Raw genomic sequence first — 24,983 nt, 5'->3', positions numbered from 1 at the left:
TTTAAAAGCGGTTGATGGTTGCAAATTAAATGAACCTTCTATATTATCTCAGATTATTTCTAAACAAACAAGTGTTTCTATGTAAAATATTTCTATAATTCTATTTTTATTCTCTTTCTCTCATTTTGACTAATAGTTCTTCATCTATATACCGTTTAATCCTTATTTTCCTCTATCTTAGTTAGTGGTAGCTACTTTAATTGTCCTCTAGCCGTGGATAGTGGAATAAATCACTTGACGGTTTTTAACGCCCTTTGACATGGTGAAGCGGGGATTGTAGAAACGGCTGATAGCATAGTTATCCCCTAGTTTTTCAAAGTTAAAAATAACTAAGAAAGCTAGAAGGGATAAGTGCTAACATGGCTTGCGTTATGCAGTGTCCGTATGCTTGCCCTGTTCACTCAATGACTTTCATCATATACACCCTTTTTCTATGGCTTGTCCTTGTAATATCGTCCCTACACGACAAACTGAATGCACTCCCTAGCACCGTAATGCTAACGATAACCACCCGAACCTTTTAGGGAATCGTCCCTGGGCAAGTTCTCGCCCTCCCTCAATAGAAGAACAGGATTCCAATGAGGGGTGCTGTTTTTGTAGGCGTATACTCTGTACCCCCTGCACGACCAACAGCTAGCCACGCCGTAACACGTTCCCGCTAAATAGATGTATGCAGCACGGAATTACAGCTTATCAGTTTTTATTTACGTGGTATCAGGCAATTCCACGTTCGGAATTACCACACACCAACGCCACTAATCACCTAAAAAAGGCAATAAGAAACTAGACCTCTTGCATTATATTTTTCAAAAATTTATAATGGAGGTGCTGAATGTACGGAATATCCGTTATTTAGTTTTGAATTTGAATTGTTTTGAGTCTCCGATTGCCGTCGGGGACTTTTTCTTTGTTCTAAACCTCTAAATTATCGTTATCACTAGCCTTCATATATTGTTCAACTACGTGAGTATCTGAATAACTTAAATACACCTGTGTAGTCGATAAATCACTATGACCCAAAATAAGACTTAACGTCCTTATATCCCCACCATTCTTTAAAAAATTAACAGCAAAAGTATGGCGTAAACTATGTGGTGAACATCTACATTCTTTATTCAAACCAGCTTGCTTCCCATAGTAATTCATTCTTTTACGTATATGGTCGTATTTTAAAGGTTCACCAAACGAATTAACGAATACAGCAGTTCCCAACCCTTCAAAATACTCTCTTGTTTCTGTTACTAGTTGGGCCAACTCATTTTGAACCTTTTTAGACATTGGAATTACCCTACTTTTTCGGTTCTTGTTTTTTCTACCAGGCAATAAAATAACGCCATTATCAAAGTCAACGTCATTGATGTCTAATGTATTGACTTCGTTGATACGCAAGCCACATTTAAGCATTACCAGCATAGCTACATAATCTCTATAGCCCGCATAAGAAGTCTTATCAATCATCGCGAATAGGCGTTTTATTTGATTGTCGGTCAAAGTATAAATTTTTTGTTCATCTACCTTTAACTTTCTAACACCCAACACAGGATTATTTTCAATAACCGTTTCTTTTTCCAAACGATTAAAAATTGCCCTAATAGCAGATATGCGAATATTAACTGTCACAGGCGATAACTTTCTTTCTTTTAGCAGTTGATTCACGTACTTCCTTATATCCTCTTTCGTAACATCTGTAATTAACTGCCGGTCAATTATCTTAATAAACTCCGTCCAAAACATTCTATAATCGCTTATAGTACGTTCTCTGTACCCTTCGGCTACATAAATGTCCATTACACGTTCTAAAGCCCTATTAACAGTAATAGATGGCTTATATAGGACAATATCCGTATCAACATCGCGACGTTTTCCAATAGCACGCCTTTTAATTCTTTTCATAACGAAAAAACCCCCTGTACACGATTATTTCTAATCACATACAAGGGGTTTCCCTAGATTTACTATTAATTTTCAACACGTTCTTCACGCTGTTGAGTGCTGCTTACTTAATACCGTAATTCTTTCCGTTTTGGAATAGAACGTGTCATAGTAACGCTAAATGTATGACGGTTATCCAAAGTATTTCTTAAAAGAATGTAGATATAGCAAGACTTTAACGATAAATAACGCACCCAGAGGGATTCGAACCCCCGGCAGACGTGGTACCGGAAACCACCGCTCTATCCGACTGAGCTATGGGCGCATGATTATAAATTACACTCTATTTTCTCTTCATAATAATAGCAATAAAAACCATTTAAATCAATAAAAACTCTTTGATAGCACATTATATATAAGCTATTTTCTACATGAAAACGCCCCCTAATTTCTACATTTAGGAGGCAATTCTTACCCATCTTATTTATCTAATTTATCTAATTTCTCTTTAATCTCTTTTGGGATTTCATTAGGCTGTACTTCTTGATATGTTTCAATATATTCCCCTTTCGTCTTAACCTTTACATATGCTCCCTCTCTAAGCCCACGGGGTGCATAAAACTTAACGTCTCTTCCTTCACCTGAAGCGTAATAACCAGTAAGTTTATAGTCTCCAGCTACCTTACCTACTCTGGATAGTCGACCCGATTCTTTCGCTTTTACATATACAAAGTCCTCTTTTACAAGCGGATTATACCTATCTGTTATCTCATTATGAGAAAAGCTTGCCACACCAATAACTAATATAAATATTCCAATTAAACCTAATAATATTTTTTTCATTTTTCTCTCCTTAAAATATCCTTCTAACTTGTTTTACCTTCTTTATTCTAGGAGAAATAGTTTTTTTCCACTATCGCTTATCCTTACATATTCATTACAAAATTGTAATTTAAACATGATACATCCCTAAAATTCCCAATCATAAATTCACCCCAACTCACAAATTATAATCTTTGAATTGATATTCCAAAGGGGGCTTCATTCAATGACTGTAATTACAAAACTAAAGCAAACTGTTTCTGGATTAAAAAGTGCACAAGCTAGCTTAGAGGGATTCGCTCTTGATACGGATAACCAACAAGCAAAGCAACTTTTCCAAACAGCTGCGCAACAAACGCAAACGATTATCGATTCTTTAAACCCACGCGTTGAAGAAGTCCAACAAGAAGAACCACAATACTCACAGCAATAACGAATTAGTCATGCTGTGAAATAGAAAAAGGATGATATGCAGTCATCCTTTTTCTATCACATTACATATTGCAATAGAAATGGAATGATAATCATGCGAAAACTCGGCCTCATAACCGCGTTATTTGCCCTTCTATGTAGCTCTTTTGCCGGATGTGATAATAGTCCCTTAGATAAAAAAGTGAAAGAAGAAGCAAAACGAACGGAGAAAGAAAAAGGTCCCAAACTAACAAAGACGAGTACGGAATCCTTTAATCAATCTATATCACAAGGAGCCAAGAAAAGGGCTCTCGCTATGGATGAAATTATAAAAAGCACAGCAGTTAATTCAAATTTAGATCTCTACATAGCAGTTCTACCTGAGCATCACGAAAGGTTTGGATTAAAAGCTTTGCGTAAGAAGCTTCAAAAGCAACTAAGTGATGAACATCCTACTTTCGATGTTCGTGTAAGTACAGATAAAAAAATCTTTATGTTACTCGAAAAGCTTGAGAGCAAAATCAAGAAAAAAGAAGTATCTAAAGACGAGATCAATAAGCAATTAAAACTCATTGGGAAAAAAATGGAGTCTAACACTTAACGCTTTTTAATAGAAAAGGAAGGATCGCAATGTCTAGTAAAGATAAGAACTTAACCCCTGTGCAACAAGAGTATAAAAAATTCGAGCAAGAACGCGAACCGAAGCGCCCTGTCTTGAAAAATTGTATTAAAGCCTTTTTCGTCGGTGGTTTTATTTGCTTCATCGGACAACTCATTTCTACGTTTTATATCACATATTTTGATTTCACTGAGCGTTCAGCAGGAAATCCAACAGTCGCAACTCTCATTTTCATTTCCATGTTACTAACTGGTTTCGGTATATATGATCGCTTTGGGCAGTTTGCTGGAGCAGGCACAGCTGTACCTGTCACTGGATTTGGTAACTCTGTTATTGCCGCATGTATCGAACACCGAACGGAAGGGTTCGTCCTTGGTGTTGGCGGTAACATGTTTAAATTAGCTGGATCCGTTATTTTGTTTGGTGTATTTTCGGCTTTCGTCATCGCACTTATTAAAACGATTCTCGTTCAATGGGGAGGGCTATAAATGTTACAAGGACACCGAACGTGGGTATTTGAAAACAAACCAGTTATTATTTCGACAGGAGTCGTTGGCGGACCATTTGAAGCGAAAGGGAAAATCCCAGAAGACTTCGATATCCTTCATGAAGATTTATGGCTCGGACAGGATTCCTATGAAAAAGCACATAAAATTTTATTCGAAGAAGCTTGTAGCCGAGCTACTGAAAAAGCAGAACTTCGTAAAGATGATATCCAATTCGTACTTGCAGGAGATTTAATTAATCAAATTACTCCTACAAGCTTTGCTTGTCGTACACTCGGCACTCCTTATCTTGGATTATTCGGTGCTTGTTCTACTTCTATGGAAGGTTTAGCACTTGGGGCAAGTATCGTAAATGCAAAAGGTGCAAAATATTTATTAACTGGGGCATCAAGCCATAACACCGCGGTAGAAAAACAATTCCGCTATCCAACTGAATACGGCGGTCAAAAGCCTCCTACCGCACAATGGACAGTAACCGGGGCAGGCGCGGCTATTTTAAGTGACACTGGACATGGTCCTAGGGTAACATCTGCAACAATCGGACGAGTGGTTGATATGGGACTAACGGATCCATTTAATATGGGCGGTGCGATGGCTCCAGCTGCCGTCGATACAATTGAAGCCCACTTGCGCGAACGCCAAATTGATGCCTCTTACTACGATTTAATCGTAACAGGCGACCTAGGACATGTCGGACGCGAAATTGCTTATGACTTACTACATAAACACGGAACAAAAGTGACAAGCGAACAGTTTCAAGATTGCGGGCTACTCATCTATAGAGAAGGACAACCTGTCATAGCTGGTGCTAGCGGACCAGGATGTTCTGCAACAGTTGTATACGGTCATTTATTAAACCGAATGAAAAGAGGAGAGTTCAAAAAAATACTTGTCGTTGCGACAGGCGCTTTACTATCTCCACTTACATTCCAACAAGAAGAAACGATTCCATGTATCGCTCACGCCGTTTCGATTGAATTTGGAGGTGTAACGCAATGATTTTTTTCTGGGCTTTCGTCATTGGCGGACTCATATGTGTAATCGGCCAACTTATGTTTGATGTTGGCAAGCTAACACCCGCTCATACAATGGCAACACTCGTTGTTGCCGGTGCTATACTGGACGGATTCAACCTGTATGAACCATTAATCGACTTTGCTGGAGCCGGGGCAACTGTACCTATTACAAGTTTCGGTAATGCCCTCGTTCACGGCGCAATGGAAGAAGCCGCAAAACACGGCATCGTCGGTGTCATTACGGGAATGTTTAAAGTAACGAGCGCCGGTGTATCCGCAGCTATTATTTTCGGCTTTATTGGCGCATTGCTATTCAAACCGAAAGGATAAGAGGTGTTTGTATGACAGTTATCGCTAGCGTTAAAACCTGCCTTGCTAGTGTAAGGGGCGCTCAAGCAAGTTTAAGCTCCCTTTCACTAAATTCACAGGACGCGGAATCAAAACGCGTATTTCATGAATGTATGTTAGAAATGGACAGCATCATCGCTGATTTACAGAATAGAGTTTCATTATTAGAACGTGAAGAACCTCAATATAAAGGGTTTTAAGTAGACTGGAGGAAATGACTATGTCTCACCTGCCAGAATGGACACTTGTCATTCTTCGCTCTGTATTCATATTAATTATTTTATTCGCTATTACGAAATGGTTAGGGAAAAGACAAATCTCTCAGCTCTCCTTTTTTGAATACATAGCCGGAATGACAATCGGTGACATCGCTGCCCAAGTATCTACAGGGCTCGATTCAAAATTTTTCCACGGCGTCTTTGCGATACTCATTTTCGCTGCGGTACCTTTTTTCACAGGAATCCTCTCCTTAAAGAACAAAACAGCTCGGGACTTCTTTGAAGGGAAATCTACCGTATTAATAAAAGATGGAAAAATACTCGAAGATAACTTAAAGAAAGAAAAATATACAAGTGACGAATTACTTGAACTACTCCGAGGAAAAAGTGCGTTCAGCGTAGCTGAAGTCGAATTTGCTGTCTTAGAACCGAGCGGAGAATTAAATGTATTATTAAAGAAAGATTCTCAGCCACTTACAGCAAAAGACATCGGGTTAAAAGTACCAAATGAAAAAGAACCGCAAACTGTTATTATGGATGGCAATGTCTTAGATGAACCTCTATCCTCTAGTGGACATAACCGTGCTTGGTTACATTCTGAACTAGAAAAGCTCGGTGTTGTTATTGAAAATGTCTTTCTCGGTCAAGTGGATTCATACGGACAACTTACTATCGACATTTATAATGACAAACTACAAATGCCTTCTCCTCAAAACAAGCCTTTATTATTAGCATCTTTAAAAAAATGTCATGCTGATCTTGAACTATTTTCCCTAGAAACAAAGTCGAAATCAGCAAGCGAAATGTATAGTAAAAACGCGAAACACATCGAAAAGATTTTAAATAAAGTAACCTATCTTTTAAAAGAATAGATATCGCAAGAACGCTTCAGTAAAAAGGCGTTCTTTTCTTTTTACTATAGATTTCATGACGTTTAAATTTATGTAATTCGGTTATGATGTTGAAGATACATAAGCAGGGAATTTCAAAAACATAGCGAATAATTCATGGTACAACTACATATTTTTTTGATTTAAAGTGGTTTCGTTTGACCTTTATTGACCATAATTGTATTATAAGACTAAGAAAGCTTTAGAAGGAGGAAATAACAGATGAATTTAATTCCTACAGTAATTGAACAAACAAATCGTGGAGAACGCGCTTACGATATTTACTCTCGACTATTAAAAGACCGCATCATTATGCTTGGTAGTGCAATTGATGACAACGTAGCTAACTCAATCGTTTCCCAGCTTTTATTCTTGGAATCTCAAGATCCAGAAAAAGATATTCACATCTACATCAATAGCCCTGGTGGTTCTATCACAGCAGGTATGGCAATTTACGATACAATGCAATTTATTAAACCACAAGTATCAACAATCTGTATCGGTATGGCTGCATCTATGGGTGCATTCTTACTTGCAGCAGGTGAAAAAGGAAAACGTTATGCACTTCCAAACAGTGAAGTAATGATTCACCAACCACTTGGTGGAGCACAAGGTCAAGCGACTGAAATCGAAATCGCTGCAAAACGTATCCTATTCTTACGTGAAAAACTAAACCAAATTCTTGCTGACCGCACAGGTCAACCACTTGAAGTACTACAACGCGACACAGACCGCGACAACTTCATGACAGCTGAAAGAGCTCTAGAATACGGCTTAATCGATAAGATCTTTACAAATCGTTAATACTTAAAAGCGGAAGCGGCTCGTTTAGAATGGGAGGAGGATGGAGCTTCTGACAAAGAGGTGCTTTTTACCTCGTCGGAAGAAGCGAAGCCACCGACCATTCTAGCCGCTGGAGCTGGATACATTTAAAGCGGAAGCGCCCTATAATAGGGCGCTTTTTTATGGCCAAACCTCCGCACGTGCATACCCCCACAGACAAACAAAAAAACAACAAAACAAAAAAGCTATCGCACATGCGCGATAGCTTCTTATTGTATATATGCAGCTAATGCTTCTAAAGCTTCTTCTGCATCTGAACCTTCTGTTGTAATTGTTATCATGCTACCAGTTCCAATTGCTAAGCTCATAATCCCCATTATGCTCTTTGCATTCACTGTCTTTCCATCTTTCTCGATGAAGATATCCGCATGAAAGCGATTGGCCTCCTGTACAAACAACGCAGCCGGACGTGCTTGTAAACCGTTTTTTAATGAAACCTTAACTCGTTTTTGAACCACAGCTCCATTTCCCCTTTAACCTCTTATTTTTTTGCTACCGTTTCCCCCGCGCGTAATTTCTCTGCAATCTCATCGATTTTACGCAAACGATGATTAATACCCGATTTACTAATTTTCCCCCCGGATACCATCTCGCCTAACTCTTTCAATGTTACATCTTGATAATCTCTTCGTAATTGTGCAATTTCTCGCAGTTTATCTGGTAATATATCAAGACCAACCGTCTCATCAATATAACGGATATTTTCAATCTGCCTTAGCGCTGCACCAATTGTTTTATTTAAATTGGCCGTTTCGCAGTTCACTAAACGATTTACTGAATTACGCATATCTCGAACGATTCGAATATCTTCAAATCTTAAAAGTGCATTATGAGCGCCTATAATATTTAAAAACTCCGTAATCTTTTCTGCTTCTTTCAAATACGTAATGTACCCTTTTCTTCTTTCCAACGTCTTACTATTTAAATCAAATCCGTTCATCAGTTCACATATAGCATCATTATGTTCCTTATATAACGAAAAGACCTCTAAATGATAAGATGATGTTTCTGGGTTATTTACTGAACCACCTGCTAAAAATGCACCACGTAAATACGATCGTTTACAACATTTCTTCTCAATCAATTCTTGTGATATATTTCGGATAAACGAAAAGTCGTCTCGAACAATATGAAGATCAGCTAATATTTCGCGAGACTTCTCAACAAGCCGCACAATATATACATTATTTTTCTTCAATCGCATTTTTTTACGAACAAGTAATTCTACCGTCACGTCATATCCTTTTTTCAAAAGCGTATAAATCCTTCTTGCGATTGCCGCATTCTCCGTTTGAATATCGATAGATAGACGACGGTTTGAAAAAGAAAGCGATCCGTTCATTCGAAGTAACGCTGATAATTCTGCTTTCTCACAGCATTCCTTCACCTCAAGATTCGTTAGCTCTTTCTTTGTTTCTGATGCAAATGACACAGTCAACACCTCCTTATACGATTACTTTGGAACAAAAATCTTGTCCTATATGAAATGATGAGCGTTACCTCAAACGAGGCAACGCACATCTACAACAGTGAATATAAAATAGAAGCTAGTTTTAATGTATCGTGCCTTACAACACGATCATCATACTTCGCTAATTGATCTTGAATGACATCAATATTACTCTCTGTAAAACGCTCTTCATCTACTACAACTGGTGCCGACAGTTCTTCCTCATATAACTGACGTAATTCACAAGGAATATCACGGTTATTTACAATTGCAGTATCGATAAATGGTTTACCTAAATGATCATGTAACGCCTGCACATGGTCAAACGCAGTATATCCCATCGTTTCACCAGCTTGCGTCATAACATTACACACATATACCTTCTTCGCTTTTGCAGCAAGAACAGCGTCCCCGATTTTGTTAACCACTAAATTCGGTAATATACTCGTATACAAACTTCCTGGACCAAAAACAAGTAAATCAGCTCGTTTAATTTCAGCCAACGTTTCATGTAACGGCTCTACATCTTCTGGAGTTAAAAAGACGCGGTTAATCTTCTTCCCGGAATAAGGAATCTTTGATTCACCTGTTACAATTTCTCCACCTTCTAGTTCCGCATGAAGTACTGCACTTTGGTTCGCTGCCGGTAACACACGTCCTCTGACATTTAACACTTTACTCGTTTCCGTAATCGCATGGAAGAAGTCTCCTGTAATCGAGGTCATACCCGCTAATAATAAATTTCCTAACGCATGACCTTTCAGCCCGTCTCCCGTTGTGAAACGATGCTGAAATAAAGCTTCCACCAGCGGCTCTACATCTGATAACGCAACAAGTACGTTACGAATGTCACCTGGGGGTGGAATTTCGAGCTCATCACGTAATCTACCTGAACTGCCACCATCATCAGCGATTGTAACAACTGCTGTAATATCAACCGGATATTGTTTTAATCCTCGTAATAAAACAGAGAGTCCAGTACCGCCTCCCATGATAACAATTTTAGGTTTTCTCTCTTTTTTCATCCCTTAATGGCCCTTTCTCTTCTCCACATCACGATGAGATACATGAACGCTATACTCTGGTTTCAAATGTTTCCCAAGGTATTCTGTAAGCGTAACAGAACGATGCTGTCCACCTGTACATCCAATTGCAATTACAAGTTGACTCTTGCCTTCTCTTTTATAATGAGGCAGCATGAAAGTAATAAGATCCGTCAATTTTTCTAAAAACTTATGTGTCTCATTAAATTTCAGCACATACGATGAAACTTCTTCATCTAGTCCTGTTAATGGCTTCATATGTGGAATGTAATATGGATTTGGTAAAAAACGAACATCAAATACTAAATCGGCATCAATTGGAATACCGTACTTAAATCCAAATGACATAACATTTACACGAAATGCTTGCTCAGTTTCAGTTGAAAACAGATGAACAATTTTTTCACGTAATTCTTTCGGTTTTAAATCCGATGTATCCAGCACAATATTCGCTCGTGCCTTCATATCAGTTAATAAACCACGCTCCATCTCGATTCCCTTTAACGGCAAACCAGTTGGTGCAAGTGGATGCGAACGTCTCGTTTCTTTATAGCGAGTTACAAGCGTGCCATCTTTCGCATCTAAGAATAAAATATGAGGAATAATCCATGTACGTTCTGATAAATCATCAAGTGCTCCCCATAAATGTTCGAAAAACTCTCGGCCACGTAAATCAACGCCAAGTGCCACTTTATTCATTTTCCCTTTTGAATCCGCCATAAGCTCAATAAACTTCGGCAATAACATCGGTGGTAAATTATCTACACAGAAATATCCTAAATCTTCAAAACTTTGTAAAGCTACTGTCTTACCAGCTCCAGACATTCCTGTAATAATTACCATTTTTATATCATTATTCTCTGTCATCGTATCCTCTCCTTGACGGTTTAACTCGGATCTAATCGATATGAAAGCAACTCAAAATCTGGGGTATATACAAATGTACCGTAGATTATGCCATTTCCTTTAATTAAATAATCAATAATGTGATAATCTCCTGGTGCCATTGCTAAATCATCAATTTTGTCAAATGTATGCCAGCCAATGATGCCTTCTTCGCTCTCTAGTTTGTTTTCTCCTGCAAAATCTGTCGCTAAAAAGGAGAACATCATCCATTCAGAAACAACTTTATCACCTTCTTGGATGACAAAGGTGAAGACCCCTTTTAACGCTGGGTTCTTTAAATAAATACCTGTTTCTTCACGATACTCGCGAACAACGGAATCTCTTACTGTCTCACCACGCTCCATTTTCCCGCCTGGTGCAACCCACCAATTTCGGCGAGGTTTTTGGAGTAAGAGTACTTCATTATCTCTAATTAACACACAGTTTGTCACTCTTTGCATGTTTCTTCACCTCAGCTACTTGCAGTAAATTTCTCACCGCATACTCATTTCATTATACTATCAAAAACAGTTTGCTACAACGAAGGAGCCAGTCCTCTTTCGCTAAGCACATGCTACGCAACAATTTTAAAAAAGCTTTCTAGAACAAGCAATGTAAATGCCTAGACTTTCAATGAATAGCATGAAAAATCCCCTTAACGATTTTTATCGCCAAGGGGATTAAAGTCCTTATTTCTTACCGAAATAAGTAACAATCGCAAATCCTAAAATAAAGGTAATAATTGAACTTATAATTGAAAATCCTCCAGTTGGAATACCCGGGAACACAATTACGATTGAGCCGATAACAAGTCCAATAATTACCGCAAATGTCATACTTTTATAACGATCTAACAAGAAACTAATTCCTTTACTACTTACAACAAACCCCGCCATAACACCGGCACCGATAACTACGATTAAAGGTAAGTTCAGTGTAGTTAAAGCATTAATTGCTGTCGGATACACACCAATAATTAATAAAATAAATGATCCGCTAATTCCAGGAAGCAACATAGCCATACTAGCCATCCAGCCCGCGAAAAATAAACCAATTGCATTTAAAATTGTTAACGTCGTAATTGGATCTGCTGCCTTATCCGGTTTAAAGAAAGCTGTGATCGCAACAAGAATTGCTGCAACTATTAATAAAACAATGTGCTTACCTTTAAACGAAGACTTTGCATCAGCTTCTCTCATTAACATCGGTAATATACTAATAATTAAACCGAGGAAGAAAAATTGAGTCGGTTCATAATGATTTGCAAGTAAATATTTAATAACGTGACTTAACGTTAAAAACGCTGCTGCCACACCAGCTGCAAGGGGAATTAAAAAGCCTAAATGTTTTTTCCATTCGCGACTAAAGAATCCACTAATTGCCGCAAGCAATTGTTCATAAATCCCTAACACAACAGCGATTGTACCGCCGCTCACACCAGGAATTAAATCACTAACGCCCATACAAAATCCACGATATATATTACGCCATTCCATACTGAATAAATTCCTCATTTCTTATAGTGATTTTTCCGTAAAGTCCAGTATATCAATAAGAAAGCTTATAATCTTAATATTTTTTGACAAAACTTTGACATTTTCATAAAAAAAGAAGAAAGCTCCTATCGGTAGCTTTCTTCTCAAAAGGCATATTATCCCTTATTTTTCTGATACTGTTTTTAGTTCTTCTAATAATTCTTCTACGTAATGTTGTGCACTTTGTGCTGCGATACTACCATCACCTGTTGCAGTTACAATTTGACGTAGCATTTTTTCACGAACATCTCCAGCTGCGAAAATACCAGGAACTTTCGTTTCCATACGCTCATTTGTTTCAAGGTAACCATTTTCATTTGTAATACCTAGTTCAACAAATGGTTTTGATAGTGGTAACATACCGATGTATATGAACACGCCATCAGTTTTGACTTCTTTTTCTTCTCCACTGTTTACGTCTACAAGTGTTACGCTTCCCACTTTACCATTTGCATCGTTAATTTCTTTTATAGTGTGATTCCAAATGAAATCAACTTTCTCGTTTTGGAAAGCACGATCTTGTAAAATTTTCTGTGCACGAAGAGTGTCACGACGGTGAACGATCGTTACCTTTGATGCGAAGCGTGTTAAGAACACACCCTCTTCAACAGCAGAATCTCCACCACCAATAACTACAAGTTCTTTTCCTTTAAAGAAAGCCCCATCACATACTGCACAATATGATACACCACGGCCGCCAAGTTCTGTTTCGCCTGGCACACCAATTTTTTTATACTCTGCACCGCTTGCAACGATAATTGCACGTGCTTTATATTCTTTTTTACCAGCAATAATTGTTTTGTATTCTTTACCATCGATGACTGCTTTCACATCACCGTATGCATATTCAGCACCAAATTTCTTCGCATGCTCGAACATTTTATTTGATAAGTCTGGTCCTAAAATAGACTCATAACCTGGGTAGTTCTCTACATCTTCTGTGTTTGCCATTTGGCCACCTGGGATACCACGCTCAAGCATTAATGTGCTTAAATTCGCACGAGATGTATATACTGCAGCTGTCATACCAGCTGGTCCTGCACCAATAATAATGACATCATAAATTTTTTCTTCTGACACACTATTCACTCCTATTCATTCCTACACAATTAAGTTACCCTCATTATACTGTTAGCATCATTTTTTTCCCAATGATTTGCTTACCCTATGTGTGCGTACGCTTAACAGCCTGCACATACTTTCGAACAGTCGCTACAGATACATTATATACATCTCCAAGCTCCGACTGTGTCATCTTATTTCCTTGTTCGCCGCGCACAATATATTCAACCGCAGCTGACCAGCCGTATACATTTGTAAAAACTGCCCCAGATGTATATAAACGTATGAACGTACAAAACCAAAATTGTAAACACTCTTCGATTAATTCATCATCTTTTTTCGTATAATTATATAAAGCATCCGCAATTTGCGCGCACTGTTCAAATTGCTGTAAATCAGCTGGAATGCTCTTATGGCTATTAAGTAAAAAGAAATACTTTGCAAGTTGCGATACGATTGGAACACCGTTTTTCGCCTGCGTTACATCAAAGAAGAATCCCACCTTCTCTGGCGTTGACAATTCATTCATTAAATATAAAGCTAGCATTTGTTCCTCTAGCGTCGCACTTTGTTGAAATGATTTTCGTAATTCTTCAAATAATACGTTTTGTCCTTCATCTGCTAAATTCAGCGCATTCCACGGTTCTTTTCCCTTTTTATCAGGGTGCAATTCTACAACATGCTGCCACATTTTTTCAGCTACTTGCTGATCTTTCACCATATAAGCAGAATATGCAAACCAATAATAAAAACTAACGTCTCCCTCATATCCTTGACGCTTTAATACTTTGAACCATTTATATGCAGGCTCAAAATGGCCAATTGTTGCAAGTGTCGTTCCAAGTTTCAAACGATGCTCGAACGAAATCGGATATACTGAAACTAACTGCTCCGCTAACGCTTCTACTTGTTTATGCTCTCCAATTGAATATAGGAAAATAAGCGTATTACAAAGCGCATGTATATTACCAGGATTTTTCTCTAAAATCATTTCCGTTAACTTCAGAGCTTTATCTACATTACCAGATTGAAAATGTGCAATGGCTAAATTATTATGACCCGACCAAAATTCCGGATAATCTTTTGTAACAATTTCTAATGTAGCAATTGCTTCTTCCAATTGTCCGTTACGAATATAACGATTCGCTTCTTCTTGCATAACAATTAGATCATCTTCATCCTCAATCTCTTCCTCGCCCATCGCTTCTTCTTCCATAATTTCAAGTAATTCTAATGTATCTTCTACAAATTCCTTCTCTTCTGCAACTTCTAAATAGCGATCCGCATACTTTTTCGCCTGCTGAAATAGCCCCATATATGCATAATTATTTGCAATAAAATAATAGCATTGTTCAAGTTCTGGATTAGATCTAACAAGCTTAAAGAAGATTTGATTCGACTCTTGATATTCACCAGCCTCAGATAATACTGTTGCTAATTGACATAAAATAAACGGCTCCTTCTCACTTTGTGCCGCTCTTCGAAAATATTTAATTGCATCTTGCAATTTCTGCCCTTTGTAAGCCCTCATCCCTTTTTTATAAAAGAAGTCCGCTAATTGATTAAAAGAGATAACTTGTCCGTTCTCCTTATATATTCCTTGATTTTTCCCCATATATCCTCCATTTTTTTGTTTTCTTCGTTCACACATTCTTCTATCTATAAGTATAAACGATTCCGTAAAAAACAAAACAGTATATTATACTCAATTATTTCCTTTTAATTCATTAAAAAAGAAGAGAAATGTTACATTTTTAGTATCAACTTTCTCTAGCATCCATTTCTTCTTTCGTATAAATAACACGCATTGGATTTCCACCCACGAAAGCACCACTTGGGACATCTCTATGAACAAGTGTGCCAGCTGAAACAATCGCGCCATCCCCAATTTTCACACCTGGTAATATAGTCGTATTTGCTCCAATCATCACTTCATTTCCTATGACGATCTCGCCAAGTCGATATTCGCGAATTAAATATTCATGTGCTAAAAGCGTTGTATTATAGCCGATAATCGAATTCTCTCCCACAGTTATTTTTTCTGGGAACATAATGTCTAGCATTACCATAAGCGCAAATGATGTTTTCTTTCCGACTTTCATCCGTAAAAATGTACGGTACAACCAATTCTTGACGGATAAAAATGGTGTATAACGCGCAATTTGGATAATAATAAAGTTTTTCATTACCTTCCAAAAAGACACTGTTTTATACACATTCCATAATGAATTTTCTCCCGAAACAGGATAGCGCGTTGTCCTTCGCACTTAACTCGCTCCTCTACTAAAAAGTGAAACTGTAAGTTAGTAGGGAAATACACCCCTACTAACTTACTTGGACCTTTATAAACGGTTCATATCAGACAAAATCGGTAGCAAATCACTCATTTTATCTAGCATAAAGTCCGGCTTGTAAGCCTCTAAATACGCTCTACCTTTCAACGTCCATGAGACAGCAGCTGTTTTCGTACCCGCATTTTGTCCACCAACAATATCATGATGGTTATCCCCAACCATCAATGCTTCTTCCGGTTTCGCATCTAATAACTCAAGCGCTTTTTGAAGTGGTTCTGGATGTGGTTTCACATGCTCCACATCATCAATTGTCACGACAACATCAAAAAATTCATCAAGCTTTGATAACCTTAATCCCATCTCAACTGTTTGTCTCGCTTTCGTTGTAACAATACCAACTTTATAGCCTTGCTTCTTCAACTCTTGAACTGTTTCATATACAGTTTCATATTCTTCTACTAATTCATCGTGATGATCATGGTTAAATTGACGATAACATGTAATCATCTCTTCAACCTTGTTTTCATTAATCTTGCTGAAAGTATCATGTAAAGAAGGGCCGATAAATGGCAATACATCTTCACGCTTATATTGATTTGGATAATATGTATGTAACGTATGTAAAAAAGAAGAAATAATAAGTTCGTTTGTATTAATTAAAGTTCCATCTAAATCAAATAACACTGTATTTATTCTCATTGCCTTAGTCCCTTCTCTTTCCTGAATATGAAAGAAGCAGCACCTTATAATAAGATGCTACTTTTCTCTAATTTTCCGAATATCTTTTATCAGCTTGCCCCATTTTTCGTCTCACAATAATGAAAATAATAGAAATAACAACAAGTCCAATTGACATTACTTGTGCGATACGAAGTGGTCCTAACATTAAACTATCTGTACGTAAGCCTTCTACGAAGAAGCGCCCTATTGAATACCAAATTAAATATGTGAAGAATAATTCCCCGCGTCGTAAATTCACTTTTCGTAATGAAAGTAATAAAATGACACCTGCAAAATTCCATAATGATTCATATAAAAACGTTGGGTGATAGTACACACCCTCAATATACATTTGATTAATAATGAAATCCGGTAAATGAAGTCCTTCTAAAAACTGTCTCGTTACTTCATCACCATGCGCCTCTTGGTTCATAAAGTTTCCCCATCGACCAATTGCTTGTCCTAGTAAAATACTTGGCGCAGCAATATCAGCCAACTTCCAGAATGAAACCCCGCGTCGTTTCGCAAAAAGAATCCCTGTAATAACAGCCCCGATTAAACCACCATGAATCGCCAAGCCACCTTGACGAATATTAATAATTTGACTCGGGTTTTGCGCGTAATATTCCCATTCAAAAATAACATAGTACATTCTCGCAAATAGAATAGCGATCGGTACTGCAATTAATACAAGGTCAACAAATGTATCTTTTGGAATACCTAGTCTTTCTCCCTCGCGAGTTGCTAGCCAAAGACCTAATAGCACGCCTGTACCGATAATAATCCCGTACCAATAAACAGGAAACGGCCCAAGTTGGATCGCTACACGGTCAAGCTGTGGTACAGAACCTAACAGCATATGTATGACCTCCCTCTCCAAAGTTTACTCCTGATTTCCTAACTCAATCGCACTCATTAATCGTTCAGAGAACTGTTGTGCTGCATTGACTCCCATACGTTTTAAACGGAAGTTCATCGCTGCTACTTCAATAATAACAGCCAAGTTTCGACCAGGACGAACTGGAAGTGTAATCTTCGTAAGCTCTGTATCAATAATCTTCATCTTCTCTTCATCAAGACCTAAGCGATCGTAATTTTTCTTTTGATCCCAAATTTCAAGATTAATAACAAGCGTAATACGCTTATAATTTCGCACTGCCCCTGCACCGAATAACGTCATCACGTTAATGATGCCTAGACCACGAATTTCTAATAAATGCTCAATTAAATCTGGCGAGCTTCCGACTAACATGTCTTCATCTTCTTGGCGAATTTCTACACTATCATCCGCAACAAGACGGTGACCACGTTTTACAAGCTCAAGAGCTGTCTCACTTTTACCGACACCACTTTGACCTGTAATTAAAACACCAACACCGTAAATATCTACTAACACACCATGTACAGCTGTTGTTGGTGCTAACTTACCTTCTAAATAATTAGTTAAACGACTTGATAATCTTGTTGTCGTTTGAGAAGAACGTAATAAAGGCATACCTGATTCACGCGAGGCGTGCAGTAACTCATCTGGTACATCTTGATTACGAGTTATAATAATACATGGCGTCTCCTCAGTACAAAGCGCTTTCATTCTCTCTTGCTTTTGCTCTGACGTTAATGTGTCAAAGAACGTAAGCTCCGTCTTTCCAAGAAGCTGCACGCGATCAGCTGGATAATATGTGAAAAATCCTGCCATTTCAATTCCAGGTCGTGATAAATCACTTGTATCAATCGGACGATGAATTCCTTCTTCACCACTTATTAACTCCAATTGAAATTGTTCAATTAAATCTTTTGTCCTTACTTTCGGCATATGTATAAACCTCCACTCCGCTGCGGGTTCAGTCTCATTTGATGTAAAATTCCATTCTACCGGATATTGTACCATTTTTTTCTGGAAACAAGAAATACGGTTTCTAATAAATAGAAAAAAACATTTCATATACATCATGAAATGTTTTTCTTTTTGTCATTTTCTCTTTTTTTCATATAAAGGTTCCACAATTGCCTTTTCAATAATCATATTAAAAATTGAAATACAAATTGCCGCAACGATTGCTACACCAAACCCTGATATATTAAACGCATCTCCTAATAATGAATCTGCTATTTTTAACGTAATCGCATTAATAACAATTAAGAAGAACCCGAAAGTTACAAGAGTAATCGGTAGCGTAATTAAAATTAAAAACGGTTTTACGAACACATTTAAAACAGCTAAGATAATACTCGCAATAATTGCAGTCTGTATATTTGCTACGTAAAACGCGTCTGGTGCAATCCCTTTTAAAAGTCCCGATACAGCGATTAACACAACGCTATTTACAAGAAGTGATACAATCCATCTCATTTCGTTACACATCCTTTTAAACATATATATTTCATCATACGCTAATAGATAAGAAACGCAAGTATCATACAAACACTTATATCAACTTATTCTACTCTTCATGCTTGTATACCTACTAACATTTCTTTGTAAAATAGGGACCACACCATCTATGTTCATGAGTTTTTACAAAAGTCCAAGTGAACTCTTTATCTACAATATAGATATCGCCTTTATATGCATCATCCGTCTCCCGTAATATATCATCCATATGTAATACACTCGCATCCGTTATTAGTATGACTTCCTCACAATGTTGATAGAATATGTAACAATTCTTTTTCATTTCATTATGAAATGCGTTCTCCGCTTCTTCACCCTCTAAACACTTCTTTTTCTCATAACTAAATATGTGCCAAAGATACCCACATGCATACTTATCTCCATACAGGAAAATGTCTTCTTTTTCCTCATCACTTAAATGGTTTGCAAAATGTTCCTCCCAGCGCTTGCGAAAATATACACCCCAATTTTGAAACTCTCTTACCTTCATATTTTTCTTTCTTAAAACATCTGTAAACTCCATCTTCTCCCCCTATGAACGAAAAACCGAGTGTCATTTCCACTCGGTTTTTTAGTAATACCCTTATTGTGATAGCTCTACTTCTTTTATTTTCTCTTTCATTCTCGCTTTATCACGAACTAAAATATCTTTTAAATACTTACCTGTATACGAGCGTTCTTCTTTTACTACTTGCTCTGGCGTTCCTGAAGCAACGATTTGTCCACCCTTGTCTCCGCCCTCTGGTCCAAGGTCAACGATATAATCAGCTGTTTTAATTACATCTAAATTATGTTCAATAACAAGAACTGTCTCGCCACTTTCAACAAGGCGTTGCAGCACTTCTAGAAGACGCGCGATATCATGGGCATGCAAACCAGTCGTTGGCTCATCTAAAATATATAACGTACGCCCAGTAGAACGACGGTGTAATTCAGAAGCTAATTTCACGCGCTGTGCTTCTCCTCCAGATAACGTAGTAGCTGGCTGCCCTAATTTCATATAACCAAGCCCTACATCTACAAGCGTTTGAAGCTTACGCTTAATTTTTGGGATATTAGCGAAGAACTCTACTCCATCTTCAATCGTCATCCCTAACACTTCAGAAATGTTCTTATCTTTATACTTCACTTCTAACGTTTCGCGGTTATAACGTTTACCATGACAAACCTCACATGGAACGTATACGTCTGGTAAGAAGTGCATTTCGATTTTAATAATTCCATCACCACGGCACGCTTCACAACGTCCACCTTTTACATTAAAGCTGAAACGTCCTTTTTGATATCCACGCACTTTCGCTTCATTCGTTTGTGCAAACACATCACGAATATCATCGAATACACCTGTATACGTCGCTGGATTAGAACGTGGTGTACGCCCGATTGGCGATTGATCAATATCGATTACTTTATCTAAATGCTCAAGACCTTTAATTTCTTTATGAGTACCTGGCTTCGCTTTCGCTTTATATAACTTTTGCGCTAATGATTTATATAGTACTTCATTAATCATCGTACTTTTACCGGAACCAGATACACCGGTTATCGCTACAAACGTACCAAGCGGGAATGACATCTTTGCATTCTTTAAGTTATTCTCTTTTGCACCGATAATTTCCACTTTACGTCCGTCACCTTTACGTCTTTCAAGTGGAACCGGAATAAATTCTTTACCGCTTAAATACTTCCCTGTTAGCGAATTTTCATCTTGCATCACTTCAGCTGGTGTACCCGCTGATACAACTCGGCCACCGTGAATACCTGCACCAGGTCCGATATCAAGTAAATAATCAGCAGCCATCATCGTGTCTTCATCATGCTCAACGACAATTAACGTATTTCCTAAATCGCGCATTTCTTGCAACGTACGAATAAGACGATCGTTATCGCGCTGATGTAAACCGATAGAAGGCTCATCAAGAATGTAAAGTACGCCAGTCAGACGAGAACCGATTTGCGTCGCTAAACGAATACGCTGCGCCTCACCACCTGATAAAGTTCCTGCGGCACGACTTAACGTTAAATAATCTAAACCGACGTTCACTAAGAACCCAACGCGCTCTTGGATTTCTCTTAAAATTAAATGAGCAATTTTTTGTTGTTTCTCCGTTAGCTCCACATTCGAGAAGAATTCCTGTACTTCTTGAACAGAATACTTCGTTACATCAGCAATCGTTTTATCACCAACGAAAACAGCTAAACTCTCAGGCTTTAAGCGTCCACCTTTACACTTCGGACAAGCTTGCTCTGCCATATACTTTTCCATTTGCTCACGAACATAATCAGAACTCGTTTCACGATAACGACGTTCGATATTTGGAATAACACCTTCAAATAAAATCTCATTTTCCTTTACTTGACCAAATTCATTTACATAGCGGAAATAAACTTTCTCTTCACCGCTTCCGTACAACACTTTATCAAATAAATCTTTCGGTATATCTTTCACAGGCATATCCATATCAACGCCGTAATGATTACATACAGATTGTAAAAGCTGTGGGTAATATTGTGAACTTGTCGGCTCCCAAGGCGCAATCGCATGTTCATTTAATGATAAATCCCAGTTCGGAATGACAAGTTCTAAATCCACCTCTAACTTTGAACCAAGTCCATCACAAGAAGGACACGCCCCGAATGGACTATTGAATGAGAACATGCGCGGCTCTAATTCTCCGATTGAAAAACCACAATGCGGACAAGCATGATGTTCACTAAATAGAAGTTCCTCTTCTCCCATTACATCAATTAACACTCGGCCCCCGCCAAGCTTTAATGCACTTTCAAGTGAATCCGCAAGACGGCTTGCAATCCCTTCTTTTACAACAATACGGTCAATTACAACTTCAATGGAATGCTTCTTATTTTTATCTAACTCAATATCTTCAGATACATCAAGCATTTCACCATCAACACGTACACGAACATATCCTTGCTTCTTAATGTCTTCAAGCACTTTCACATGTGCACCTTTACGCCCAGAAACGATAGGAGCTAACACTTGTAATTTCGTACGTTCAGGATATTCAAGTACACGGTCTACCATCTGCTCTACTGTTTGTGATGTAATTTCAATACCATGATTCGGACAAATTGGCGTACCAATTCGCGCAAATAATAAACGTAAATAATCATAAATCTCCGTGACCGTTCCAACTGTTGAACGTGGATTACGACTTGTCGTTTTTTGATCGATTGAAATCGCTGGAGATAAGCCTTCAATCGTATCCACGTCAGGTTTATCCATTTGTCCTAAAAACTGGCGCGCATACGCAGATAACGATTCTACGTATCTGCGTTGCCCTTCTGCATAAATCGTATCAAACGCTAATGATGATTTCCCTGAACCAGACAATCCCGTCACAACAACAAGCTGATTTCTCGGAATGGTTACATCAATATTTTTTAAGTTATGTGCTCTAGCACCTTTTACGACAATAAAATCCTTGCTTATGCTCACTCTGTTCACCCTTCCGCTTTTAATTCTAATAGTAAATCTCTTAATTCAGCTGCACGCTCGAAATCTAACGCTTTTGCTGCTTCTTTCATCTCTGCTTCCATCTTCGTAATTGTCTTTTCACGCTCTTTTTTCGTCATCTTCTTAGCTGGTGCTGCTTCATACGTTTCCGGATCTTCAGCAGCTGTCGTTGCACGGATAACATCACGCACGCCTTTTTGAATCGTTTTCGGCGTAATACCATGCTCTTTATTGTAAGCTTCTTGTATAGTACGACGACGCTGCGTTTCTTCAATTGCAATTCCCATTGATCTTGTTATACGATCTGCATACATAATAACGCGGCCGTTTTCATTACGTGCTGCACGACCAATTGTTTGAATTAATGAACGCTCCGAACGCAAGAATCCTTCCTTATCAGCATCTAAAATAGCTACAAGTGATACTTCTGGAATATCTAATCCTTCTCGTAATAAGTTAATACCGACCAGTACATCAAACTTACCAAGGCGAAGGTCACGGATAATTTCAATACGTTCTAACGTTTTAATTTCAGAGTGGAGATAGTTCACTTTAATTCCTACATCTTTTAAGTAGTCTGTTAAATCCTCTGACATTTTCTTCGTTAAAGTCGTAATTAATACACGTTCATTTTTGGCAATGCGATCTTGAATTTCTCCTAATAAATCATCAATTTGCCCTTCAATTGGTCGTATATCAATTGGTGGATCTAAAAGCCCTGTTGGACGAATAATTTGTTCTATTACCTCCGGTGCCTGCTCTAACTCGTACGGTCCTGGCGTTGCCGAAACGTAAATAACTTGATTCGTTTTCCCTTCAAACTCATCAAACGTAAGCGGTCTATTATCTAAAGCTGATGGCAAACGGAATCCATGATCCACAAGCACTTGCTTACGTGCTTGGTCCCCGTTATACATCGCTCTTACTTGCGGTACTGATACATGTGACTCATCCATAACAATTAAGAAATCTTCCGGGAAATAGTCTAATAACGTATATGGCGTTGCCCCCGCTGGACGCAGTGTCAAATGACGGGAATAGTTTTCAATACCTGAACAAAAGCCCATCTCGCGCATCATTTCTAAATCATAACGTGTACGTTGCTCTATACGCTGTGCTTCTAACAACTTGCCATTATCATTTAATTCCTTTAAACGCTCTTCTAATTCTTTTTCGATATTTTCAATAGCGACCTTCATTTTTTCCTCACGTGTAACGAAGTGAGATGCTGGGAAGATTGCTACATGATCACGTTCTGCTAATACTTCACCTGTTAACGCATTTACTTCGCGAATACGATCGATTTCATCGCCGAAAAATTCAATTCGAATACAATGCTCATCAAGTGATGCTGGGAAGATTTCAACTACATCTCCGCGCACACGGAATGTACCACGCTTGAAATCAATGTCATTACGTCCATACTGCACATCAACAAGTTCACGAAGCAATTGATTGCGGTCCTTTTCCATACCAACTCGAAGCGAAACAACTAACTCGCGGTATTCTTCTGGAGAACCTAAACCATATATACACGAAACACTCGCAACGATAATAACATCGTCTCTTTCAAATAAGGAAGACGTTGCTGAGTGACGCAATTTATCGATTTCATCATTAATCTGCGCATCTTTTTCAATAAAAGTATCTGTTTGCGGCACATACGCTTCTGGCTGATAATAATCGTAATAACTAACAAAATACTCCACTGAATTGTTAGGAAAAAAATCTTTCAGCTCACTATATAACTGTCCTGCTAACGTTTTATTATGAGCCATGACAAGTGTTGGCTTCTGCACTTCTTTAATGACATTTGAAATCGTAAATGTCTTACCCGTTCCTGTCGCCCCAAGCAACACTTGCTTTTTCTTTCCACTATTAATTCCCTCTACAAGCTTCTCTATAGCTACCGGCTGATCACCTTGCGGGGAATACGCTGAGATAATTTCAAATTGATGTTCCAAACAAAACCGACCTCCTCGTAAAAAATCTGTATTCCCATTTTACCACGAATGCTCATAAAAAAACCAAGAAAACGAACAGATATTCGGTAAAACTTTCGACAATATATACATAGAAAAAGGAAGGAGCCAAAACTTCCTTCCTCTACTAACTCTATTTTTTAGGTACATATAATAAATCATATCCATTGCGCCCATTTTCATTCACACAGTCTATTAACCTATAAGCCGTTTGTAATTCACGCTGCTCTTTAACAATCCTTTTACAGCTATCTTCATCTATATCTGTATGATTACCAGCAAACCGATCTTGCCTATTATCTAATATATGAATTATATCTGTCCCACTATACTCTAACGTTTGAAAAACCGGATCACCTTCATGTGTATAATGTACAATTCTTATTTTATCAACTTCCCCTTGTTCCACATTCAAAACGAACTTTTCAAATTTATCTAGATTAGAAATTTCTGTTCCCTTTACAACAACATCATTCTTCTTATCAATTGTAATGTTAGGTTGTGAGCATGCTACTAAACTAAAGAGAGATAAGCATATAAAACCTGTTTTTCCTATTGTTATCCTCTCCTATACAAAATATTGGTATACTAGAAAAA

27 protein-coding genes and 1 tRNA gene are annotated in these 24,983 nt (G+C 38.0%); 8 read left to right on the top strand and 20 right to left on the bottom strand.

The window, feature by feature from the left end; all coding sequences use genetic code 11:
- Positions 1 to 912: 912 nt before the first annotated feature.
- The 3 genes from FS802_RS21785 to FS802_RS21775 all read right to left on the bottom strand — a co-directional run bounded on the left by FS802_RS21785 (position 913) and on the right by FS802_RS21775 (position 2,715).
- The gene (locus FS802_RS21785) at positions 913 to 1,893 is read right to left on the bottom strand and encodes a tyrosine-type recombinase/integrase (RefSeq protein WP_144525462.1); all 981 of its coding nucleotides are present in this window, start codon (positions 1,891 to 1,893) and stop codon (positions 913 to 915) included.
- Between the two features lie 228 nt (positions 1,894 to 2,121).
- Positions 2,122 to 2,197 (bottom strand) — tRNA-Arg (locus FS802_RS21780).
- A gap of 155 nt (positions 2,198 to 2,352) precedes the next feature.
- Complete coding sequence (locus FS802_RS21775) at positions 2,353 to 2,715, bottom strand: YxeA family protein (protein WP_144525460.1); 363 nt, start codon at positions 2,713 to 2,715, stop codon at positions 2,353 to 2,355.
- A gap of 205 nt (positions 2,716 to 2,920) precedes the next feature.
- On the opposite strand from FS802_RS21775, the gene FS802_RS21770 reads away from it, so the two are divergent.
- The 8 genes from FS802_RS21770 to clpP all read left to right on the top strand — a co-directional run bounded on the left by FS802_RS21770 (position 2,921) and on the right by clpP (position 7,506).
- Complete coding sequence (locus tag FS802_RS21770) at positions 2,921 to 3,127, top strand: DUF1657 domain-containing protein (protein WP_000216166.1); 207 nt, start codon at positions 2,921 to 2,923, stop codon at positions 3,125 to 3,127.
- Between the two features lie 93 nt (positions 3,128 to 3,220).
- Positions 3,221 to 3,706 (top strand): YhcN/YlaJ family sporulation lipoprotein, encoded by a 486-nt coding sequence (locus FS802_RS21765; protein WP_098653726.1) that lies wholly within the window; start codon positions 3,221 to 3,223, stop codon positions 3,704 to 3,706.
- Positions 3,707 to 3,735: 29 nt separating this feature from the next.
- A complete protein-coding gene (gene spoVAC / locus FS802_RS21760) occupies positions 3,736 to 4,212 on the top strand; it encodes a stage V sporulation protein AC (protein ID WP_000095399.1) in 477 nt (158 codons plus the stop codon).
- Positions 4,213 to 5,229 carry a stage V sporulation protein AD gene (gene spoVAD / locus FS802_RS21755; protein WP_048563458.1) on the top strand — a complete coding sequence of 339 codons (1,017 nt, stop codon included), beginning with the start codon at positions 4,213 to 4,215 and terminating at the stop codon, positions 5,227 to 5,229.
- Positions 5,226 to 5,576, top strand: a complete 351-nt coding sequence (gene spoVAE, locus FS802_RS21750; protein ID WP_000575919.1) for a stage V sporulation protein AE — start codon at positions 5,226 to 5,228, stop codon at positions 5,574 to 5,576. The genes spoVAD and spoVAE overlap by 4 nt, the downstream gene beginning before the upstream one ends.
- 11 nt (positions 5,577 to 5,587) lie before the next feature.
- Complete coding sequence (locus FS802_RS21745; protein ID WP_088064786.1) at positions 5,588 to 5,794, top strand: DUF1657 domain-containing protein; 207 nt, start codon at positions 5,588 to 5,590, stop codon at positions 5,792 to 5,794.
- Positions 5,795 to 5,814: 20 nt separating this feature from the next.
- Positions 5,815 to 6,684, top strand: a complete 870-nt coding sequence (locus FS802_RS21740) for a DUF421 domain-containing protein (RefSeq protein ID WP_098653725.1) — start codon at positions 5,815 to 5,817, stop codon at positions 6,682 to 6,684.
- 240 nt (positions 6,685 to 6,924) lie between these two features.
- Positions 6,925 to 7,506, top strand: coding sequence for an ATP-dependent Clp endopeptidase proteolytic subunit ClpP (clpP, locus tag FS802_RS21735; protein WP_001049163.1), 582 nt, complete (start codon positions 6,925 to 6,927; stop codon positions 7,504 to 7,506).
- 248 nt (positions 7,507 to 7,754) lie between these two features.
- Here clpP and FS802_RS21730 read toward each other — a convergent pair whose 3' ends face one another.
- From FS802_RS21730 to FS802_RS21650, 17 genes are all read right to left on the bottom strand, one after another.
- On the bottom strand, positions 7,755 to 8,003 hold the full coding sequence (locus tag FS802_RS21730) for an HPr family phosphocarrier protein (protein ID WP_000250305.1): 249 nt from the start codon (positions 8,001 to 8,003) through the stop codon (positions 7,755 to 7,757).
- Positions 8,004 to 8,026: 23 nt separating this feature from the next.
- A complete protein-coding gene (gene whiA, locus FS802_RS21725) occupies positions 8,027 to 8,977 on the bottom strand; it encodes a DNA-binding protein WhiA (RefSeq protein WP_000006568.1) in 951 nt (316 codons plus the stop codon).
- Between the two features lie 89 nt (positions 8,978 to 9,066).
- Positions 9,067 to 10,020 carry a gluconeogenesis factor YvcK family protein gene (locus FS802_RS21720; protein ID WP_144525458.1) on the bottom strand — a complete coding sequence of 318 codons (954 nt, stop codon included), beginning with the start codon at positions 10,018 to 10,020 and terminating at the stop codon, positions 9,067 to 9,069.
- Positions 10,021 to 10,023: 3 nt separating this feature from the next.
- Positions 10,024 to 10,905 (bottom strand): RNase adapter RapZ, encoded by an 882-nt coding sequence (gene rapZ / locus FS802_RS21715; RefSeq protein WP_000138461.1) that lies wholly within the window; start codon positions 10,903 to 10,905, stop codon positions 10,024 to 10,026.
- A 20-nt stretch (positions 10,906 to 10,925) separates the two neighbouring features.
- On the bottom strand, positions 10,926 to 11,384 hold the full coding sequence (locus tag FS802_RS21710; RefSeq protein ID WP_001190080.1) for an NUDIX hydrolase: 459 nt from the start codon (positions 11,382 to 11,384) through the stop codon (positions 10,926 to 10,928).
- A 228-nt stretch (positions 11,385 to 11,612) separates the two neighbouring features.
- Entirely contained in the window at positions 11,613 to 12,419 is an 807-nt protein-coding gene (locus tag FS802_RS21705) for a DUF368 domain-containing protein (protein ID WP_088060135.1), read from the bottom strand.
- Positions 12,420 to 12,581: 162 nt separating this feature from the next.
- Complete coding sequence (gene trxB / locus FS802_RS21700; protein WP_001288065.1) at positions 12,582 to 13,538, bottom strand: thioredoxin-disulfide reductase; 957 nt, start codon at positions 13,536 to 13,538, stop codon at positions 12,582 to 12,584.
- A gap of 85 nt (positions 13,539 to 13,623) precedes the next feature.
- Positions 13,624 to 15,135 (bottom strand): tetratricopeptide repeat protein, encoded by a 1,512-nt coding sequence (locus FS802_RS21695; protein WP_000517700.1) that lies wholly within the window; start codon positions 15,133 to 15,135, stop codon positions 13,624 to 13,626.
- Between the two features lie 145 nt (positions 15,136 to 15,280).
- On the bottom strand, positions 15,281 to 15,787 hold the full coding sequence (locus FS802_RS21690) for an acyltransferase (RefSeq protein WP_144525456.1): 507 nt from the start codon (positions 15,785 to 15,787) through the stop codon (positions 15,281 to 15,283).
- Positions 15,788 to 15,862: 75 nt separating this feature from the next.
- Positions 15,863 to 16,513, bottom strand: a complete 651-nt coding sequence (gene ppaX, locus FS802_RS21685) for a pyrophosphatase PpaX (RefSeq protein WP_048563453.1) — start codon at positions 16,511 to 16,513, stop codon at positions 15,863 to 15,865.
- A 67-nt stretch (positions 16,514 to 16,580) separates the two neighbouring features.
- Positions 16,581 to 17,393, bottom strand: a complete 813-nt coding sequence (gene lgt, locus FS802_RS21680) for a prolipoprotein diacylglyceryl transferase (RefSeq protein ID WP_000924235.1) — start codon at positions 17,391 to 17,393, stop codon at positions 16,581 to 16,583.
- A gap of 24 nt (positions 17,394 to 17,417) precedes the next feature.
- Positions 17,418 to 18,347 carry an HPr(Ser) kinase/phosphatase gene (gene hprK, locus FS802_RS21675; RefSeq protein WP_001127246.1) on the bottom strand — a complete coding sequence of 310 codons (930 nt, stop codon included), beginning with the start codon at positions 18,345 to 18,347 and terminating at the stop codon, positions 17,418 to 17,420.
- 156 nt (positions 18,348 to 18,503) lie between these two features.
- The gene (locus FS802_RS21670; RefSeq protein WP_001267307.1) at positions 18,504 to 18,884 is read right to left on the bottom strand and encodes a phage holin family protein; all 381 of its coding nucleotides are present in this window, start codon (positions 18,882 to 18,884) and stop codon (positions 18,504 to 18,506) included.
- A 115-nt stretch (positions 18,885 to 18,999) separates the two neighbouring features.
- A complete protein-coding gene (locus FS802_RS21665) occupies positions 19,000 to 19,449 on the bottom strand; it encodes a DUF4275 family protein (protein WP_144525455.1) in 450 nt (149 codons plus the stop codon).
- 60 nt (positions 19,450 to 19,509) lie between these two features.
- Positions 19,510 to 22,380 (bottom strand): excinuclease ABC subunit UvrA, encoded by a 2,871-nt coding sequence (gene uvrA, locus FS802_RS21660; RefSeq protein ID WP_144525502.1) that lies wholly within the window; start codon positions 22,378 to 22,380, stop codon positions 19,510 to 19,512.
- Between the two features lie 11 nt (positions 22,381 to 22,391).
- On the bottom strand, positions 22,392 to 24,368 hold the full coding sequence (gene uvrB, locus FS802_RS21655) for an excinuclease ABC subunit B (RefSeq protein WP_098720351.1): 1,977 nt from the start codon (positions 24,366 to 24,368) through the stop codon (positions 22,392 to 22,394).
- 151 nt (positions 24,369 to 24,519) lie between these two features.
- Positions 24,520 to 24,948, bottom strand: a complete 429-nt coding sequence (locus tag FS802_RS21650) for a DUF4362 domain-containing protein (protein WP_078183272.1) — start codon at positions 24,946 to 24,948, stop codon at positions 24,520 to 24,522.
- Positions 24,949 to 24,983 lie beyond the last annotated feature (35 nt).

It is taken from the genome of Bacillus sp. DE0042 (assembly GCF_007680225.1).
GTDB lineage: Bacteria > Bacillota > Bacilli > Bacillales > Bacillaceae_G > Bacillus_A > Bacillus_A wiedmannii.
Note: the sequence above shows the minus strand (reverse complement) of the source record. Positions and strands in the feature narration are given on the sequence as shown.

Excerpts from the sequence above, each read along its gene's own strand:
- FS802_RS21785 (WP_144525462.1), bottom strand. The coding sequence starts at position 1,893 with ATGAAAAGAATTAAAAGGCGTGCTATTGGAAAACGTCGCGATGTTGAT.
- FS802_RS21775 (WP_144525460.1), bottom strand. The coding sequence starts at position 2,715 with ATGAAAAAAATATTATTAGGTTTAATTGGAATATTTATATTAGTTATT.
- FS802_RS21770 (WP_000216166.1), top strand. The coding sequence starts at position 2,921 with ATGACTGTAATTACAAAACTAAAGCAAACTGTTTCTGGATTAAAAAGT.
- FS802_RS21765 (WP_098653726.1), top strand. The coding sequence starts at position 3,221 with ATGCGAAAACTCGGCCTCATAACCGCGTTATTTGCCCTTCTATGTAGC.
- spoVAC (WP_000095399.1), top strand. The coding sequence starts at position 3,736 with ATGTCTAGTAAAGATAAGAACTTAACCCCTGTGCAACAAGAGTATAAA.
- spoVAD (WP_048563458.1), top strand. The coding sequence starts at position 4,213 with ATGTTACAAGGACACCGAACGTGGGTATTTGAAAACAAACCAGTTATT.
- spoVAE (WP_000575919.1), top strand. The coding sequence starts at position 5,226 with ATGATTTTTTTCTGGGCTTTCGTCATTGGCGGACTCATATGTGTAATC.
- FS802_RS21745 (WP_088064786.1), top strand. The coding sequence starts at position 5,588 with ATGACAGTTATCGCTAGCGTTAAAACCTGCCTTGCTAGTGTAAGGGGC.
- FS802_RS21740 (WP_098653725.1), top strand. The coding sequence starts at position 5,815 with ATGTCTCACCTGCCAGAATGGACACTTGTCATTCTTCGCTCTGTATTC.
- clpP (WP_001049163.1), top strand. The coding sequence starts at position 6,925 with ATGAATTTAATTCCTACAGTAATTGAACAAACAAATCGTGGAGAACGC.
- FS802_RS21720 (WP_144525458.1), bottom strand. The coding sequence starts at position 10,020 with ATGAAAAAAGAGAGAAAACCTAAAATTGTTATCATGGGAGGCGGTACT.
- rapZ (WP_000138461.1), bottom strand. The coding sequence starts at position 10,905 with ATGACAGAGAATAATGATATAAAAATGGTAATTATTACAGGAATGTCT.
- FS802_RS21710 (WP_001190080.1), bottom strand. The coding sequence starts at position 11,384 with ATGCAAAGAGTGACAAACTGTGTGTTAATTAGAGATAATGAAGTACTC.
- FS802_RS21705 (WP_088060135.1), bottom strand. The coding sequence starts at position 12,419 with ATGGAATGGCGTAATATATATCGTGGATTTTGTATGGGCGTTAGTGAT.
- FS802_RS21695 (WP_000517700.1), bottom strand. The coding sequence starts at position 15,135 with ATGGGGAAAAATCAAGGAATATATAAGGAGAACGGACAAGTTATCTCT.
- ppaX (WP_048563453.1), bottom strand. The coding sequence starts at position 16,513 with ATGAGAATAAATACAGTGTTATTTGATTTAGATGGAACTTTAATTAAT.
- lgt (WP_000924235.1), bottom strand. The coding sequence starts at position 17,393 with ATGCTGTTAGGTTCTGTACCACAGCTTGACCGTGTAGCGATCCAACTT.
- hprK (WP_001127246.1), bottom strand. The coding sequence starts at position 18,347 with ATGCCGAAAGTAAGGACAAAAGATTTAATTGAACAATTTCAATTGGAG.
- FS802_RS21670 (WP_001267307.1), bottom strand. The coding sequence starts at position 18,884 with ATGAGATGGATTGTATCACTTCTTGTAAATAGCGTTGTGTTAATCGCT.
- FS802_RS21665 (WP_144525455.1), bottom strand. The coding sequence starts at position 19,449 with ATGGAGTTTACAGATGTTTTAAGAAAGAAAAATATGAAGGTAAGAGAG.